This is a genomic window from Microbacterium tenebrionis, assembly GCF_903645325.1.
Classification (GTDB): domain Bacteria; phylum Actinomycetota; class Actinomycetes; order Actinomycetales; family Microbacteriaceae; genus Microbacterium; species Microbacterium tenebrionis.
The window spans coordinates 31,993-48,543 of record NZ_CAHJXQ010000003.1 but is presented as its reverse complement, the minus strand read 5'-3'; the positions used below and the strand labels follow the sequence as shown (position 1 = coordinate 48,543).

The 16,551-nt window shown below is 67.6% G+C and carries 14 protein-coding genes; 6 read left to right on the top strand and 8 right to left on the bottom strand.

Going from position 1 to position 16,551, the window contains the following annotated elements:
• Window positions 1-59: 59 nt before the first annotated feature.
• Window positions 60-674, bottom strand: coding sequence for an NADPH-dependent FMN reductase (locus HWX58_RS06405; protein WP_175986201.1), 615 nt, complete (start codon window positions 672-674; stop codon window positions 60-62).
• Between the two features lie 105 nt (window positions 675-779).
• On the opposite strand from HWX58_RS06405, the gene HWX58_RS06400 reads away from it, so the two are divergent.
• Complete coding sequence (locus tag HWX58_RS06400; RefSeq protein ID WP_175986200.1) at window positions 780-1,448, top strand: TetR/AcrR family transcriptional regulator; 669 nt, start codon at window positions 780-782, stop codon at window positions 1,446-1,448.
• Window positions 1,449-1,599: 151 nt separating this feature from the next.
• Window positions 1,600-5,070, top strand: coding sequence for a MobF family relaxase (mobF, locus tag HWX58_RS06395; RefSeq protein WP_175986199.1), 3,471 nt, complete (start codon window positions 1,600-1,602; stop codon window positions 5,068-5,070).
• 51 nt (window positions 5,071-5,121) lie between these two features.
• Here mobF (HWX58_RS06395) and HWX58_RS06390 read toward each other — a convergent pair whose 3' ends face one another.
• Complete coding sequence (locus tag HWX58_RS06390) at window positions 5,122-6,144, bottom strand: zinc-binding dehydrogenase (protein WP_175986198.1); 1,023 nt, start codon at window positions 6,142-6,144, stop codon at window positions 5,122-5,124.
• 28 nt (window positions 6,145-6,172) lie between these two features.
• Between HWX58_RS06390 and HWX58_RS06385 the strand changes: the two genes are divergently transcribed.
• Together HWX58_RS06385 and HWX58_RS06380 are read left to right on the top strand one after the other, a co-directional pair.
• Complete coding sequence (locus HWX58_RS06385) at window positions 6,173-6,676, top strand: MarR family winged helix-turn-helix transcriptional regulator (protein ID WP_175986197.1); 504 nt, start codon at window positions 6,173-6,175, stop codon at window positions 6,674-6,676.
• A 158-nt stretch (window positions 6,677-6,834) separates the two neighbouring features.
• A complete protein-coding gene (locus HWX58_RS06380; protein ID WP_175986196.1) occupies window positions 6,835-7,452 on the top strand; it encodes a M23 family metallopeptidase in 618 nt (205 codons plus the stop codon).
• A gap of 5 nt (window positions 7,453-7,457) precedes the next feature.
• Here HWX58_RS06380 and mobF (HWX58_RS06375) read toward each other — a convergent pair whose 3' ends face one another.
• From mobF (HWX58_RS06375) to HWX58_RS06360, 4 genes are all read right to left on the bottom strand, one after another.
• Window positions 7,458-9,161, bottom strand: a complete 1,704-nt coding sequence (mobF, locus tag HWX58_RS06375; RefSeq protein ID WP_250646145.1) for a MobF family relaxase — start codon at window positions 9,159-9,161, stop codon at window positions 7,458-7,460.
• Between the two features lie 379 nt (window positions 9,162-9,540).
• Entirely contained in the window at window positions 9,541-10,164 is a 624-nt protein-coding gene (locus tag HWX58_RS06370) for a CueP family metal-binding protein (RefSeq protein WP_175986195.1), read from the bottom strand.
• A gap of 73 nt (window positions 10,165-10,237) precedes the next feature.
• The gene (locus tag HWX58_RS06365) at window positions 10,238-10,831 is read right to left on the bottom strand and encodes a DUF305 domain-containing protein (RefSeq protein ID WP_175986194.1); all 594 of its coding nucleotides are present in this window, start codon (window positions 10,829-10,831) and stop codon (window positions 10,238-10,240) included.
• 112 nt (window positions 10,832-10,943) lie between these two features.
• Window positions 10,944-11,324 (bottom strand): DUF6153 family protein, encoded by a 381-nt coding sequence (locus HWX58_RS06360; RefSeq protein ID WP_250646129.1) that lies wholly within the window; start codon window positions 11,322-11,324, stop codon window positions 10,944-10,946.
• A 263-nt stretch (window positions 11,325-11,587) separates the two neighbouring features.
• On the opposite strand from HWX58_RS06360, the gene HWX58_RS06355 reads away from it, so the two are divergent.
• Complete coding sequence (locus tag HWX58_RS06355) at window positions 11,588-12,910, top strand: MFS transporter (protein WP_017885405.1); 1,323 nt, start codon at window positions 11,588-11,590, stop codon at window positions 12,908-12,910.
• 85 nt (window positions 12,911-12,995) lie between these two features.
• On the opposite strand, the gene HWX58_RS06350 is transcribed toward HWX58_RS06355, so the two are convergent.
• Together HWX58_RS06350 and HWX58_RS06345 are read right to left on the bottom strand one after the other, a co-directional pair.
• On the bottom strand, window positions 12,996-14,177 hold the full coding sequence (locus tag HWX58_RS06350; RefSeq protein ID WP_175986193.1) for an FAD-dependent oxidoreductase: 1,182 nt from the start codon (window positions 14,175-14,177) through the stop codon (window positions 12,996-12,998).
• Window positions 14,174-14,821, bottom strand: coding sequence for a TetR/AcrR family transcriptional regulator (locus HWX58_RS06345; RefSeq protein WP_017885407.1), 648 nt, complete (start codon window positions 14,819-14,821; stop codon window positions 14,174-14,176). The genes HWX58_RS06350 and HWX58_RS06345 overlap by 4 nt, the downstream gene beginning before the upstream one ends.
• Window positions 14,822-14,981: 160 nt before the next feature.
• Here HWX58_RS06345 and HWX58_RS06340 point away from each other — a divergent pair, with 160 nt between their 5' ends.
• The gene (locus HWX58_RS06340) at window positions 14,982-16,541 is read left to right on the top strand and encodes an MFS transporter (protein ID WP_175986192.1); all 1,560 of its coding nucleotides are present in this window, start codon (window positions 14,982-14,984) and stop codon (window positions 16,539-16,541) included.
• Window positions 16,542-16,551: the final 10 nt, after the last annotated feature.

Genomic DNA, 16,551 nt, shown 5'->3' with positions numbered 1-16,551 from the left:
CACTGCACCACGCGGTGTCGCTCGGATGCTGGTTGCGGTGTCGGCCATGATGCCTCGCGTCATCGTTGCGCAAGAGAGGTCGTACCCGCCGGTTGGCGGAGCGTAGCCATTGCGCGAGTCCACTCGATCAGCTCGCCGAGCATCCGCTCCAGTGTCGGCAGATGATGCTCCGCCGGGGCAAAGGTGCCCGGCTCAGTCATGTCAGTGATGGTGAAATCGGTAAAGAGCGCCAACGCGACCTGGCTGCGCACACAGGCGACCTTGACCTCGGCGAGCGTCATACGCAGCTGCTCCACCGCACGAACCCCTCCGTTAAGCCCGTAACTGACGAAGGCCGCGGCCTTGTCATGCCACTCGGCGAAGAGATAGTCGATCGCGTTCTTCAAAGCCGCGGGGATGGCGTGGTTGTATTCGGGCACCACGAAAATGAACCCGTCGAATGAAGCGATGAGGTCGGCCCATCGGCGGGTGTGATCGTTTCGGTAATCACCGATAGCCGCGGGAACCGGCTCATCGAGCAACGGCAGACCCACCTCGGCGAGGTCGACCACGGCGTACTCGACCCCGGCATCCTGCGAGGTGCGGGCGGCGGCCTGCTCATGCACCCATCTGGCGACCTGATCTCCTCGCCTCCCCGGTCGAGTGCTCGCTATCACGATTGCGACTCTGATCATCTGGTTCCCTCCGTCTCGTTCGTGCGCGTCGCGCGCCGACCCGCCCCTCCAAGGTACAACGATCATTGCAGTCAGTACAAGCATCGTTGTAGTAGGGTGAGGGGCATGAGCCGAGGACAGGACAGCGCTGACCCCAAGGAGCGCCCACCGAGGAGCACCCGTGTCGACAAACGGCGTGCGCTTCTCGACGGCGCACTGCTGGTGTTCGCCGAGGACGGATACACCCGTGCGAGCATCGACACCATCGCTCGGAGAGCAGGAGTGTCAACACGGACGATCTACAACCAGTTCGGCGACAAGGCTGCCCTCTTCGAGGCAGTGATCGTTGACAGCGCCAGACGCACCGCAGATGAGCAGATCGCGACCGTACGTCGCTACCTGGGCAAGATCGTGGACATCGAAGACGACCTGATCGAGTTCGGACGTGTGTGGGCGTCTCCCGCACCTGAGCATGCTCCGCACTTCGCGCTGGTGCGACAGATTCATGCAGATGCCGGACACATCGCCGAGACCACACTCCGAGCCTGGCAAGAAGTCGGTCCGCTCCGTGTACGTAAAGAGATCGCCGAACACCTCAGCCGCATCGCCACGGCCGGACACCTGACCGTGACTGACGCTGACCTCGCCGCCGTCCACCTGGTGCAGCTCATCGCCGGAGACATCACCACCCGCACCTACCACGGGGCCATCCCACTCCCCGTAGCGGAACTACACCGGCTCTCCGATGCTGGCGTCCGCGCCTTCCTCCACGGCCACATCTCTGCCCGTCACTAAGCACACAGGAGTTCCTCCTCCGAGACCCCTGCCCTCGCCGCTGAACCTCTCCGGGATCACTGCTTCTCTGTCGCCCCAACGCATCGCCCCCACAGTGATGCACGCATTTTACGGCGGTGCCGTGGTGCACACCTCCCTCATGAGACCACTCATGAGGGAGGCCAGGATGAAGGGCGGCGTGCTCCTGTTCCGCGGCAGCGGTGCTGCCGCGCGCCGGTATGTCGAGGCTGACCGTTCCCGCGCCGACGAGTACTACCTCGGCGCGGACAACGCCGTAGCCGAGTACGCCGTGATCGACTCCACCGGCGAGGTCACCGCCACCCGCTCACTGACCGCTGACGAGTACGAGGGGTGGGTGGACTGGATCAACCCGGAAACGGGTGAGTCGATGGGTGTCCCACGCAAGCCCGGTGCGGTGCGGAAGGGATCGCCGTTGTTTGCCGAGATGACGATTAACGCCCCCAAGTCCCTGTCGGTCGCCGCCGCCCTGCACCCCGCGGTGTCGGAGGCGCTGGACGCCGCGCAGCGGGACGCAGCGCAGGAGATTCAACGGTTCCTCGGCCAGCATTCGGTCACCCTGGCCGGGCCGCGCGGTGCGCAGGAAGTCCTGCCGGTCGAGCACATGCAGACCGTCGCGATCACCCACAAGACGAGCCGGGCGGGTGATCCGCACCGGCATATCCACTTCCAGATCGGCACGAGGGTGTGGGCGGGCGGGAAGTGGCGGGCGCTGACCACCGCGGCCCTGTTCAAGCAGCAGGGCGCGATCCGCGCTCTCGGCACCGCGGTGATCGCCGCGCACCCCCAGCTCGCCGCCACGCTCGCAGATCACGGGTTGACGCTAGATCCGGTGTCCGGTGAGGTGACCGAGCTGGAGCCGTTCAACGCTGTGATGTCGAAGCGGTCGGCGCAGATCAAGCGGAACCTCAACCGGATGGTGGCCGAGTGGGAGGCGGAGCATCCCAGCGAGACTCCCGGTCCGGCGCTGACGGCGAGGATGCAGGATGCCGCGTGGGCGTTCCAGCGGCCCGGGAAGAAGCCCACCGACCTCAAAGACGAGCAGTGGTGGCGGCAGGAACTCGTAGAGGCCGGATACGACCCCGACAACCTCAACCGTCGTGCCGCGCACCCGGCGGTATCGGTGGATGACCTGACGGTGCAGGAGGTCGCCAGTCGTGCGCTGGATCGCTGCGCCGCTGCCGCATCGTCCTGGACACCCCACACCGTGCAGGAGCACGTCACGAGGATCATCACCGAGGCGAGCGTGCAAGCAACTCCCGTGGAGTTGCGGGAGCTCATCGACCTGGCCACCAACCTCGCCACAGAGGATTGCTTCTCCATCCTGCCGCCAGGCGCGCCGACGCCAAAGCACGTGGCGCACCTGACCAGCCTGAACGTGATCGCTGCCGAGACCGCACTGCGCGATCAACTCACCGCCGCGACGCCGGAGCGGGAGCCGGGACACCCCGACGTGACCCAAGCCACGCAAGCCGCCGGACTCGACGCCGGGCAGGCGGTCGCCGCCGCCGCGGTCGCGTCGACCGACCCGCTGGTGATCGTGGAAGGAGCCGCAGGCAGTGGGAAGACCACGATGCTCCGTACTGCTATCGAGGTTGCAGCCGAGCACGGCCGAGGTGCGCGTGTTGTTGCGCCGACATTGCGGGCCGCGCAGGTCGCCCATGACGAACTCGGCGTGCCCGCCACGAGCGTTGCAGCGCTCGTGCACGCGCACGGGTGGCGATGGAACGACGACGGCGTGTGGACGCGCCTCACGGTAGGCGACCTCGACCCTGTAACCGGCAGCACCTACACCGGCCCGCCGCGCGATGCGGTGCTGCGCCGGGGTGAGCGGGTGATCATGGACGAGGCCGGGATGCTCGACCAAGACACCGCCCGAGCCCTCTTGACCATCACCGCCGAGGCGGGCGCGACGGTCGCGCTCGTCGGCGACCGCGCCCAGCTCCCCGCGGTTGGACGTGGTGGGGTGCTCGACATGGCCGCGCAGATCAGGGGCCGTACCTACGACATGAGCGAACTGCACCGCTTCGCTGACGCCGAGTACGCCTCGTTGACGCTGGCGATGCGCGACCGGGCCAACCCCGGTGCAGTGTTCGACCGACTCGCCGCGATGAACCTCGTCATCCTGCACACGGACGATGAGCGGGCGCGTGAGCACATCACTATCCATGCTCGGGACAGCGAGTCGATCACCGTCGCCACCAACGACGAAACCACCGGGTTGAACGAGCGCATCCGCGCCGGACGGGTCGAGCGCGGCGAGGTCGACGACACCACCACAGTGACCGGCAGCGATGGGCTGGCTATCGGGGCTGGTGACCTCATCCAGACGCGGAAGAACAGCAGCGACCTGGGGGCGGCGAACCGGCAGCAATGGATCGTCCAGCACGTCACCGACGACGGCACCGTCTACGCCCGCGAGGTCGGCAGCAGCCTCAAGCACCGGGGCACGGTCATGCTCCCGGCCGAGTATGTGAGCAAGCACGCGCATCTGTCCTATGCTGCGACCGCCTACGGCGTCCAAGGCGCAACCGTGGACGCCTCGCACACGCTCCTGTCGGAGGCGACCAGTGCGGCAGGTGTCTACGTCGGCATGACCCGAGGCCGCCAGATCAACCAGCTCCACATCGTCGCCGAAGACCTGACGAACGCGCGGGCGCAGTTCGTAGAGGCGATGGAACGTGACTCCGCTGACCGGGGGCTCGACCACGCCACCGCCCAGGCTGTCGAGGCAGTGCAGGGTCTCGTCGCGGACGGCCCCGTCAGGCTCGTCACCGACGAACTCGCACGCCTCGACCACGAGGTCGAACGCGCGGAACGGGCGGCAGAACGGTGGGAGCGGATCGCCGCACGCCTCGATGCCCAACGCGCCGCGCACCGAGCCGAGGACGACGAGGGCACCGCGGCACTTCGCCAGGCTGAGGACACCGCCGCGCGTGTACGCGTCGAGGTCACCGCGCCGCTCACCGCACGCGCCGAGCAGGACGGTGCGGTCTACCTCGCCGCTATCAAGAACGAGGCGGCCGCGAGTGCTCGCCTCTCCACGGTGGGGAGGTTCGGCAGGCGCAAGGCCCGCACCGAGCACCACGCCGCGACAGAACAAACACACACCGTGACGGCGCAGATACGCTACGCCTGGGGCGAGCCGCCCCGCACCCCCGAATCGCTGCCCGCCTGGGCAACCCAGGCCGCCGCGCGCCGAGCCGAGAGCGACCCCCGCGTGAGTGACGCCGACCGTGCCGTCGAAGCGGCCCGTGCCAAGCGCCTGGCAACACGCCAGCGACACCAGCACGAGCGGAGAGCGTTGTTGGTCCAGGAACTCGGGACCGATCAAGCCCGCCGTGCCCAGTTCGGCATGAGCACGGTCAGCCCACACCGCGACGCCCACGACGCCCGTGCCAGGGCCGCTGCTTCCCGCGCTCAGGCGGAGACACTCCGTAGCCTCCCCACGGGCGACGCCGCCAGCTTGATCGAGGCCACCCGCGCCGAGCAGGAGGAGACGAAGCGCCAAGCGGCATCGCGGGCACGGCGACTCGGTGACCCGTTCGAGCACGAAGCCCGCCGCTCCGATCCGCGACGGGAGGGGCCAACGCGCGGACTGTAAAGCGGTTCGGACGTTACTCCGAACGGGGCCGCGGTACACCGTTCGTCTGGTCTATGTCTCCTGCGTCGTCAGGATCGTCTTCTCGCCCGGAGCCGCTCTTGTGGCCGAAGCCAGGGCATCCGGGTACTGTACGAGCGGCATGATCCGCGGGCGGGGCGGAACGAGTGTGCCGTTGCCGACGGCGGTGAAGAGTTCGGTGAGTGCCTGCCGATAGCGGGCGCGTTGCGTCGCAACGAGGATCGGCACGGAGCAGACGCGTTCGCCCGGCCGCGCGTAACGGCGCAGCGTCGAGGCGGCGAAGCCTGCGGCGGTGCTGATGCGCCCTTGTCCGGGTGCCCCGCCGAATGCCGTGCGCACGACACGACCACCCGCGCCTACGGCTCTGCGCACGGATCGGCTGCCGGTGTGGTCGATGGCTCCGTCGACGCCCCCGGTCGTCGCGTCGAGTATCTGGTCGATCCACGTGGGGTCGTCGTAGTCGTACACCGAGTCGGTGAACCGTTCGGCGTAAGCGTGGGAGCGCGGCGACGCTGTGCCGTAGGCGGTGAGTCCTCGGGCGGCAGCGAGCTGCGCGGCCCAAGCTCCGACTGCGCCGCCAGCGCCTTGCACGAGGATCGTTCCCGAGGCCATCGCCAGCGCGTCGATGGCGAACAGCGCGGTGACCGCATCCAGCGGGATCGTCGCCGCGGTCGCACTGTCGAGGAGGTCGGGCACCGGCACCAGCAGCGACGGTGCGACGCTGATGAGACTTGCGTGGGCGCCCATCCGGGGCAGGATGCCCGCGACACGCTGCCCGACGTGCAGGCCGGAGCGATCCCCCGCAGGCAGGCGTTCGATGACGCCCACGAAGTCGTAGCCGGGGACGAACCCCCGCACGGGCTGGAGCAGATAGTCACCCCTGACGGCCATCGCGTCGGTCACCCCCACCGAGGCATGAGTGACGCGGACGAGAGCACGGCGACCGCTCTGTTTCCGCGCAACCCGCTCTCGGATCGCCGTCGCGTGAGCGAGCCCGAACCGCTCCACGCGGACTGCATCCCGGTCGAGCGTCGAATCGTTTAGGTAACATGTCATGTAGTCAAGAGTAGCGGATATAGATGACATGTCACACGAATCGGATGCGGCTGCGGTGCTCGCGTTCTCGTTCGAGGTCAAGAGCCTCGTCACCGAGTTGAACGCCGCGTTGGCCGCGCTGTTCCGGCCGCTCGGGCTGACCTGCGTGCAGGCCGAAGCACTCATGGCCTTGGACGACCTCGGCCCCGTCACCCTCAAACAGCTCGCCGCGCATCTGGTCGCCGAGTCGGGCCACCCGAGTCGACTCATCTCCCGCCTCGTCGAGAACGGCCTCGTCGTGCGAACCGGCTCCGAAAATGACGGTCGCGCCGTCGTGCTCGAACTCACCGAGGAAGGCGCACGGCTTGCCGCACAGAGCCGCGCAGCACGAGCGCCGCTGCTCACCGACTTCGCCCAGCGTTACGGAACACGGCTCGACACCGCGACGACACTCATCCGCGACCTCCGTCACGACCTGACGAAGCGGGACCCGCTCGACCGCGACGCGCACCGCGGCACTCCACGCAGTGACGGCCCAGGACGCGGGCTCTGATCCCCTCTGGTGCGGCTGACCTTCGGAATCAGAACGACACCGGCTCAGCGGTCGCCGCTACGCCGACGATGGGAGAATGGGCAGTACGCAACGGTGTAAGAGTGCGTCCCGTGCCGTGCCGTGCGTGGGGCTGAAACCAGGCGATGGAAAGGAGCCGCGTGGCTACTTCTATCGATCTGGAGTACCCGTTCACGGGCAGGTGGCTCGTCCAGAACAGCCCCGCCAACCGAGTGCCCAGCCACGGAACGGCGCTGCTGGCCACGTCCTACGCCATCGACTTCGTTCCCGCGGATGACGCCGGACGCACCGCACCCATCACGTTCAGATCGCTCATACGACCCGAACCGGCAGAGAAGTTCCCCGGCTTCGGACGCATGCTCCTGTCACCTGTCGAGGGCATCGTCGTCGCCACGCACGACACCGAACCCGACCACCCCGCATACCGCGGACTACCGTCTCTCGGCTACGCCCTCACCCAGCAGCGCCGAGCCCGAGCAGGGTGGATCGCACTTGCCGGTAACCACGTGCTCATCGAGACCGGTGGTGTCGTGGTCGCCCTCTGCCATCTCCAACAAGACAGCCTGGGAGTCCGGACGGGACAGCGCGTGCAGATAGGCGCCGAACTCGCGGGCTGCGGGAACTCCGGCAACAGCACCGAGCCGCACGTTCACATCCAGGCGATCACCACCCTCGATATCGAGCGCGCCATAGCCGTGCCCCTCACGTTCAGGGGTACCCTCCCGCGCAACGGAAACGTCATCGACATCAGCGAGTAGTAGCGTCAAACCCAACATGTGGTATTGCCGGAACCGGCTGGGCCGACGAGCAGGTCGAGCGTCAGGCCGGATCGGGCGATGCGCGTGATGGCGGCGGCCTGATCCGGGTCGAGGCGGACGCCCCTGATCTTGCGGGAGGTGTGCCGGGCAACGAGCCGCGCGGTCAGCGACGGCCCAGTCTCGTCTTGGCTGTGGTGCAGGAGCCGCTGCTCGGCATCGAGGATGTCCTGGCTGGAGTAGGCGACCCGATCGACGGGCTGGAATCTGTTGCCCTCCCCGTCGAGGTAGTGCGCTGGAAGTGCGCGGTCGTACTCAGGGGTGAGCCTGAGCGATTCCGCCTCGGCATAGGCGACGATCTGATCGAGCACACGGGTTCGATCGCTGGTCGTGGCGAACCTGACGCCCATGATCTGCCGCATGGTCTCGGCGTGCAGGTTCCATCGCCCCCAGGTTGCGCGTCGATTCGCTACCTCCATCAGCACCACGGACGCGAGATCGTCGATCTGCTCCAGGCCGAGGTCGTCTGCACGTAGCCGGGCCTCTGCTGCATCCCGATCGAGCAGGTGCTGCGCCCAGGTGGGTGCGTCCTCTCCGAGCACGAGCTCGGCGCGCTCGCGCCAGTCGGCTGTGAGGTCAGCGAGCGAGTGGAGTTCCTTCTCGGGCCGAGTCTCCAGGGTCGCCTGTTGCCGCAGGATCGCGACCGTCGCGGCAGAGGGTTGCCGCCCATGCTCGGCCACGTACTGCTCGATCAGCCGGTTCTTGACCTGCTCGATACCCTCCGCGCCGTCGCTACCCCCGGTAGTGCGGCGGGAGAACTCAGCGATCAGCGCCGCCGGTACACCCTCGATCTCCCACCCGGTGTTGCGGTCCTTGCCCCGATCAACAGGCACCCACTCCACGCCGAGCAGCCGGGCGGTGTGGTCGGTGAGAAAGGCGTTGTACGACGCCGAGAGCGCGACCGTCGCCTTGTGCAGGCGGCGCGAGTCCAGCGACCTCCACCGCCCATCCTCGCCCTGCACCTTGTTCGACACGACAACGTGCGTGTGCAGCTGCGGGTCGGCCGCCCTACTGTCGTAGTGGTCGAACGCGGTAGCGATCACGCCCATGATCGGCATCTGCGCGATCCCGCCCGCACCGACGCGGGTTGCGGCGACGCGATCCTCCAGTAGCCCGATGGTGTCGCGCATTGCGGCGTGATGCGCCTGCGCAATCAGTGCTTGCGTGCCCGCGTCTGCCACGCCCCAGATCGCGCTGAGCGACTTTGGCGGCGAGAACGTGAGATCAAAGCCTGCAACAGCGGTGCGAGGCGTCTTCGCAAGCTCTTCCTCGCGAATGCGCTGCACGGTCTCTTCCCGCGCCTCGCCACGCAATCCGGGATCGAGGCGTGCAAAACGGGCTGCAATCCGCTCGCGCGGCGGCTGCAACGCCGGAAACCTCTTGCCGAGCTTCTCCCCGGTGACCGGGTGGATGCCCTCGCCCAGCAGTCGGGCCAAGTGTTCCTCGGTCACCGTGTCACCCTCGACCAACGCTGGCGTACGCCCATCGTCGAGGCTCATCAGGCCGGTGCCGACCCACGTTCCGGGCGGACAGCCCGACTCGGTGTAGTACCGGGTCAGCGGGCTGCTCATCTCCCGGTCACCGTCGCCAACGACGACCGATTTCAGCAGGTACTCATAGCCCTTGCCGGACGACATGACCCGGATCGTCATCACCACGACGGCCCCTCCCCGAGACCGTCACAGGAGGGGCGATCTCGGAGGTCAGGTGCGCGTGCTGCGCGCGACCCGCACTCTTAGTGCCAACCGTGTGGAGAAGCAGCGGTCTGGGAACAGCGGTCTCGATCGAGTTGTCATAACGGCAGAGCCGGAACGGGCAGCGACGCAGCACTCAGTGGTGGGTGTCAGTCTCTATGAGAGGGACCACCGCGTAGGGACCACATCGCAGCGACGTTGGCAGCGTTCTACTGTCGGTGCAGCTCCGAGAATGCCCACTGCGCTCTAGCCTCTAACTACGGCTCCGTGGGGGACGTTCACCTTCTGAAACATTACGAAGGACTGGGTGTCTCCGGACATTCGGGCCGTCGAGCTGTCAGGTCAGCTGCAGCGTGGTGATGCAGGTCGCATCATCCTCGTTCATCGTTGAAATGGTCACGGTGCCCGTCCGACCCTCATGTTCGATCGTGAGCGTTGCCTTGATGCCGCGGGGCACCCAGATGCCAACGAACCCGTTGTCGTAGGTTTGCCGAACCTCGTCGAGGAGCACGTCTCCGTCTTCGCCGGTGAGGGTGACCTGGACTGCTGTGTTGGCGAGTTCGCCGAGGCAGGTGGTGAGGCTGTGGAAGTAGCAGTCGTGGGTCTGTTCCCGGTAGGGGGCGACCGAGATGTACACCTCGTCTTCGGGCATCGGCAGACGTGTCTCGCGCTTCTGGTCGTCGGTGAGCACGAGCGCATCCGGCTGCACGGATGCGATCAGATCAGTGGGTCGGTCGGCGACGGGCATCGTGTCGAGCCGTTCGATGACCTCTGCGGCGTCCAGGCCGTCAAGGTCGTGGTCCGCCAGGAAGCCGGTGTCGACGGCCTGACTGTTGGTCGAGGGCGACGCGGGTTCGTGCGAGGGTGCAGTGGCGCATCCGGTGAGGACGAGGGCGGCGGCGAGCGTCGCGGCGGCGGCGACGATCAGTTTTCGCCGGTGAGGCGCGGCGGGGTGGGGCATGGTGCGATCCTTCAAGAGTGTCGGAAGGGTCGGTGCCGGGCGCTCTCGCCGCGGCACCGACCCTGATGGTCGATCAGAGGGTGGCCAGGAGGTCCTGCATCTGCTGGATCTCGGTGGTCTGCGCGTCGATGATGGTCTGCGCGAGCTCGATGGCGTCGGGGTTGCTGCCGTCAGCGACTTGCGTCTGGGCCATCTCGACCGCTCCCTCGTGATGGGCGATCATCTGTTCCAGGAACAGGCGCGATGCTTCGGGTCCGTCGGCCGATTCGAGGGCGGCCAGGTCGTCCTCGGTCATCATGCCGTCGCCGTGGTCCATGCCGTCCATCTGCTGCTCCTCGGAATCGACGCCCCAGTCGTCCAGCCACCCCTGGAGCTGTTCGATCTCGGGCCCCTGGGCGGCCTTGATCGCTTCGGCCAGTTCGATCACCTCGGGGTTGACATCCTCCTTGGCGAGGACGATGTCGCTCATCTCGATGGCCTGTTCGTGGTGCACGATCATCATCGAGGCGAACATCACGTCCGCGTCGTTGGCGTCGGCTGTCTGTTCGGACGAGCCGTGGTCCATGCCCGGCATCGAGCCCTCGTTGTCGCTTCCGGCCGAGCAGCCGGCCAGGACCAGGGCAGCAGTGAGGGCGAGTGCGGCGGTCGCCGCGGTACGAAACTGCATGAGTGTTCTCCAATATCAACAGTCGCTTCAGTGGCGCGGCACCCCGAGAGGGCACCGCGTGAATGGGAGAGGGGAACCGTCGACGCTGATGTGCGCCTGGTTCACCGATCCATCACGTGCGACTGATGCAGAGAACGTGCAGCGACGGCGCCCGAGATCGGAGCTGGTCGATGAACCGCGCCACGAGGAGCGGCCGGGGCGCGGTGTGCATCCATCCCGGCAGAAGTTGAGGCGGCGCCAGGATGAGAAGGACGAGCAGCAGTGCGAGCACACATGCCATCGCCATGCCCAGATGGTCACTACCCCCGCAGTCCGCACACGTACCACCGAGGTCACTGGCCGTGCCACCGGACTCATGGGCGCCCGCCGCGCTGTGATGGGCGCCCACGGCGTCGCTGGCGGCGACCGAGATTGTGGCGGGCGCGTGGGCGGCCGGGGTGCCGTGCAGGTTCAGCGTATGCATGGCCAGCAGCCCGAGGACGATCGCTGCCACCAGCAACCCTCCGAGCATCACACGCCGGAGGAAGCCCTGAAGACCCCTCCCGGGTTGCGCTGCCGCCGTCACCGCCATACACCGCAGTTTACCGGCCCCCGATGTGCATCTGCCGACGGCGGGAGCGATCGGCGCGGCCGAGGTCGACTGGCTCCGCGTCCGGCCGAGCAGCTTCCCACTCGGCCGTGCCCAGACTGACGGGAATACCCCTAGGGGGTATTAGGTTGATGGTGGAGAGTTTCCACGAAGGTCAGGAGATCCCTATGCGTTTGTTCGCGATCCGCGACTTCCGTCACCTGTTCAGTGCGCAGATCATCGCCCTGTTCGGGACGGGGTTGGCGACCGTCGCCCTCGGTCTGCTCGCTTACGAGCTCGCCGGTCCGAGCGCGGGGGCGGTGCTTGCGACGGCGCTGACGATCAAGATGGTCATGTACGTCTTGATCGCGCCGTTGGCTGCGGCCTATGCCGACCGGCTCCCGAGGCGGATGTTCCTGACCCTGCTCGACGTGGCGCGCGCGGCCGTGGTGCTCGCTCTGCCGTTCGTCACGGAGATCTGGCAGATCTACGTTCTCATCGGGGTACTGCAGGCGGCTTCTGCTGCGTTCACGCCGACGTTCCAGGCGGTCATCCCCGATATCGTGGTCGAGGAGTCCGACTACACGCGGGCGCTGTCCGCGTCGCAGGTGGCCTACACGATGGAGAGCCTGCTCAGCCCGGTGCTCGCGGCGGTCGCTCTGACGTTCATGACGTTCAACTGGTTGTTCGTCGGCACGTCGGTAGGTTTCGTGCTCTCCGCCGTCCTGGTGCTCTCGACTCGCATCCCCAATGCGGCACCAAGCGGGCACGCGGATGCGTGGAACCGGGTCACCTCGGGCGTGAAGGTCTTCTTCGCGACTCCTCGTCTGCGCGGCGTCATGGCCCTGAACGTGGTGGTCGCCGCAGCCGGATCGATCGTGGTGGTCAATACGGTCAACTATGTCCGAGATCAACTGGGCGGCACGCAGGCCGACGTCGCCTGGATGCTTGCAGCCTCCGGCGGCGGCACACTGCTGGTCGCTTTGTTCCTGCCACGCGTGCTCGATCGGATCGCCGAGCGGGTCGTGATGATGACCGGTGCCGCAGTTCTGCTTGCTGGCGTGCTGGCGGCCGTCGCGATGACCGCCATCCAGGCGGCTTCCTGGATGATCACGGCACCGATCTGGGTGGTCATCGGCGGCGGCATGGCCTTGATCGTCACGCCCACCGGACGCGTCATCCGAGGTTCGGTCGCGAAGCGCGAGCTCCCGGCGGCCTTCGCGGCACAATTCTCACTGTCTCACTTGGCCTGGCTCGTCACCTACCCGATCGCGGGATGGGTAGGCACAGCGTCCGGCTTCACTCTCGCCTGGTCGATCCTTGCCGCTCTCGCCATCGGCGGTGCCGTCACAGCGCAGATGCTCTGGCCCCGCGAGAAGGAAACCGAGACTATCGAGGCCGCCGATGCCACCGGAGAAGGCGCGGTCGGTGACCTGGTGCTCCGTGAGGAGACCGAAGCCGCCGAAGGCACCCTCGCGGCGTCCCAGTGCGCCTGTGTGCGCACCGCATAAGCGCGCAGGTGGCGGGCGGAACGAATGCTTCCGCCCGCCACCTGCGCGTCGTGCTTGCCGAGGCGCCCGCGATCCGGCTTGTCGATCAGGGGCGAGTCGGTGCTCGCCGGTGCAGCCGAGGTATCCAGTCGCGGACGAGGCCGGTGGCGTCAATCCCTGTGAGAGCGACGAGGGTATCTCCGAGGTAGTGCGCCGTGAGCAAGGGGTCGGCGGAGACGATTTGCGTACTGGACCCCAAAGCGGGATACCCCGCTCCGACCAGGGTGTGTCCGTGGACGCGTGCGGAGAACGGCGAAGACGGCAGGTAGATGCCGGGATCGTCGTCCAGGCCGAGGTCGTGCAACAGAGTCTTGGCCGCATGGGCTCCCTGGGCGACCGAGTCGTCCCAGTGATCGATCCGGTACGAGCTGTGGCCGGGATAGTGGTGCACGGCGACGCCGCCCGCGGCGTAGATCCGTTGGCGCGGCGCGTGCATCGAGCGCAGCCGGCTATCGACCGGGATGCCGTCAGGTCCGGTCCAGGGAGCCGGGGCTGCGGGCAGGGTGCCGTGGGCGACGATCGCCAGGTCGCCGTCGACCTTGGTGCCGCTACGGTCGAGCGTGATGGAGATGCGGTCGGGGTGGGTGCGGATCGCGCGCGGATTGACCCCGAGGTAGGCGGCGTGCTGGGGGTGGTGCAGATCGAGGACGCGCCTGGCGGCGTGCGCACCGATCGCGTTCGCGCCGGGGACGAGCGAACGCGCGATCAGGGCCACGTCGTGGCCGGCGTCGGTGAGCAAAGACGCGGCCTCGGAGGCGAGGATACCGCCGCCGAGGAGCAGGACACGGGATGCGGGTCTGCTCGCGAGTCGGTCGCGGACGCGAGCACCGTCGGCCATCGAGTGCAGGGTGGTCAGGCGCCCCGAGTGGAGAGCTTCGTCACGGCCGAGGATGTCCTCGTCGAGCAGGCGAGGTCTGCTGCCGCTGGCGATGATGAGCGCGTCGAACATACGGGTGGCGCCGGAGTCGAGACGTAGCTCGCGCGTGCGGGGATCGAGGCCGCGCACGGTGTCCGAAACAAGTGACGCACCGGTGTCTGGGAGCGTCGCTTGGTCGGGTTCAAGCAGCCCCGACATGACGCCTTTGGTGACCAGGGTGCGATTGGCGGGCTTCTCGCCAGTGCGGGCGAAGAGCTCAACTTCGATCTCCGGGGCTTGGGTGTGCAGGAGTCTGGCGGCGCTGGTTCCAGCGGCCCCGGCGCCGATGATCCCGACCCTCGCGGCGCTCATCCGTCGCCCTGAGTGGTCGCTGTGGGCGCGAACGCGGGCAGCAGGATCGCGTCGATGAACCATGGCGCATCATCGGGGTCGATCCGGCCCGTGCGCACCTCCTCGGCCGCGCCGTTGAGAACGACGTGCGTGGTAGTCAGCAGCCAGGACACCGGCAGGTCGGCGCGGAAGGCGCCTTCGCGCTGTCCGCGCAGCAGCAGCCCGCGCATGCGCGCCTCGGCCTTCTCGTGCAGTTCGCGAATGCGGGCGGCGGAGAGTTCCTTCTGCGCTGTAGCGAGCAGGGCGCGAGACTGGTCGACGAACATCCAGCTGGATGCAACCAAGCGCTGGAAGGCCGCACGCGGGTCGCCATCAAGGGGTATCTGACTGAGCACGTCCTCGGCACGTTCCAGACTGTCCACCAGTGCTGCCTCGATGAGCTCGGCGCGAGTCTGGAAGTGCCCGTAGAGCGTCACCCGGCCCACTCCAGCCTCGGCAGCGATGTCTGCGACGGAAGCGTCGGGGCTTTTGCGGATCGCGGTCACTGTCGCGGCCAGAATCTTCGCCCGGTTGCGCTGCGCGTCGGCGCGCTGGTTGGCCGCGCGGGTCGCTGTCGCCGGGCCGCGCCGAGCGCCGCCGGCAGGCTGGGCCTTCTTCGTCGGCATGCTCCACCTCTCAAGTCGTACTGGAATGTATGAGATAGTGTAGCTGTTGCAACCTGTACACCGATGACCGAGTTACGGTGTCGTCGCCCGATCCGGCGGCGGGACGAAGGAGAGGAGACACGGCGATGAACACGACACGCACGATCACAGGGGGCGCGACATGAGCGATACGAGCACACCCGCCCCCAGGGCAGGGGCAAAGCAGTGGTGGGGTCTGGCGATCCTGGTGATTCCCTCGACTCTGCTGTTCATGATGCTGACCATCCTGTTCCTGGCCGCCCCGAACCTCGCTGCGGACTTGAACCCGACGAGCACGCAACTGCTGTGGATCCTCGACATCTACGGCTTCGTCATGGCCGGCTTCCTCGTCGCGATGGGCGTACTCGGCGACCGAGTGGGCAAGCGGCTGCTGATGGTCATCGGTGCGATCCTGTTCGCCGCGGTCTCCGTTGCGGCCGCGCTGACGACGATCCCCGAGCTGATGATCGTCTGGCGAGCCGTCCTCGGACTGGCTGCGGCGATGATGGTGCCCGCGACGATCGGCCTGATCTTCGTGCTCTTCGCCGACGCGAAGCAGCGCGGCGTCGCCATCGGCGTCTGGGCGGGCGGCATCTCCGCCGGCGTCGCCCTCGGTCCACTCCTGTCCGGCCTACTCCTGGAAGGGTTCGGGTGGCAGGCGACGTTCCTGGTGGCGGTGCCGATCATGGCGCTGGTCGCGATCGGCGCACCGCTGCTGGTGCCCGAGCACCGCGACCCGTCTGCGCGGATCGACTTGTTCAGCGCGCTGTTGCTGGTCGGTGGTCTGCTCGCGATCATCTACGGCATCAAGCGTTTCGCCGCCCAGGAGCCCGCTTGGCCGTCGGTCGGCCTGCTGGCCGCGGGCGCGCTGATCGGGCTGTGGTTCGTGCTCCGGCAGCTGCGCGCCACGCAGCCGCTGCTGGACGTGCGCCTGTTCACCAACCGCACCGTCTCCGGGGCGCTCGCGGTGTTCCTGCTGTCGGCGGCAGCACTGGGCGGCGTGTACTCGCTGTTCACCCAGTACCTCCAGCAGGTGCAGGGGCTCTCGCCGCTCCAGGCCGGGCTGTCGATCCTGCCCGCCGCCGCGGTGCTGATCGTCGTCTCGACCCTCTCGCCGGTGCTCGCACGGAGGTTCCGGCCGGGGAACGTGATCGCGATCGGCCTGCTCACGCAGGTGGTCGGCTACATCCTGTTCACCCAGCTCGACGCAGGCACGGGGCTGGCGCTGGTGATCGCGAGCTTCGTCATCACCTACCCCGGCGTCGCGCCCTCGATGGCGCTGACGACCGACCTTGTCGTCAGCTCGGTGCCGCCGGAGAAGACCGGCGGCGCCTCGGGGCTGGCGACCACGGCGAACGATCTGGGCATCTCGCTCGGCGTCGCCGTCATCGGTAGCGTCGGCCTCGCCACCTACCGCAATCGAATCGACGGCTCCCTGCCCGACGGGCTCACCCCGGAGGCCGCGGCCGCCGCCTCGGACAGTATCGACGGCGCCCTCGCCACCGCCGCGGAGTTGCCCGACGCGCTGGGCGAACAGCTGATCGCCGCCGCACAGGCGGCCTTCTCCGGCGGCCTGAACATGGCAGCGATCGTCTCCGCGGTCATCGCCGCGGTGGCCGCGATCATCGCCGCCACCCGCCTGCGCCACATCCGCCCCACCGGGCAAGCGCAGCAGAAAACCGAAGAAGCACCTACCAACTAGGGAATACCCC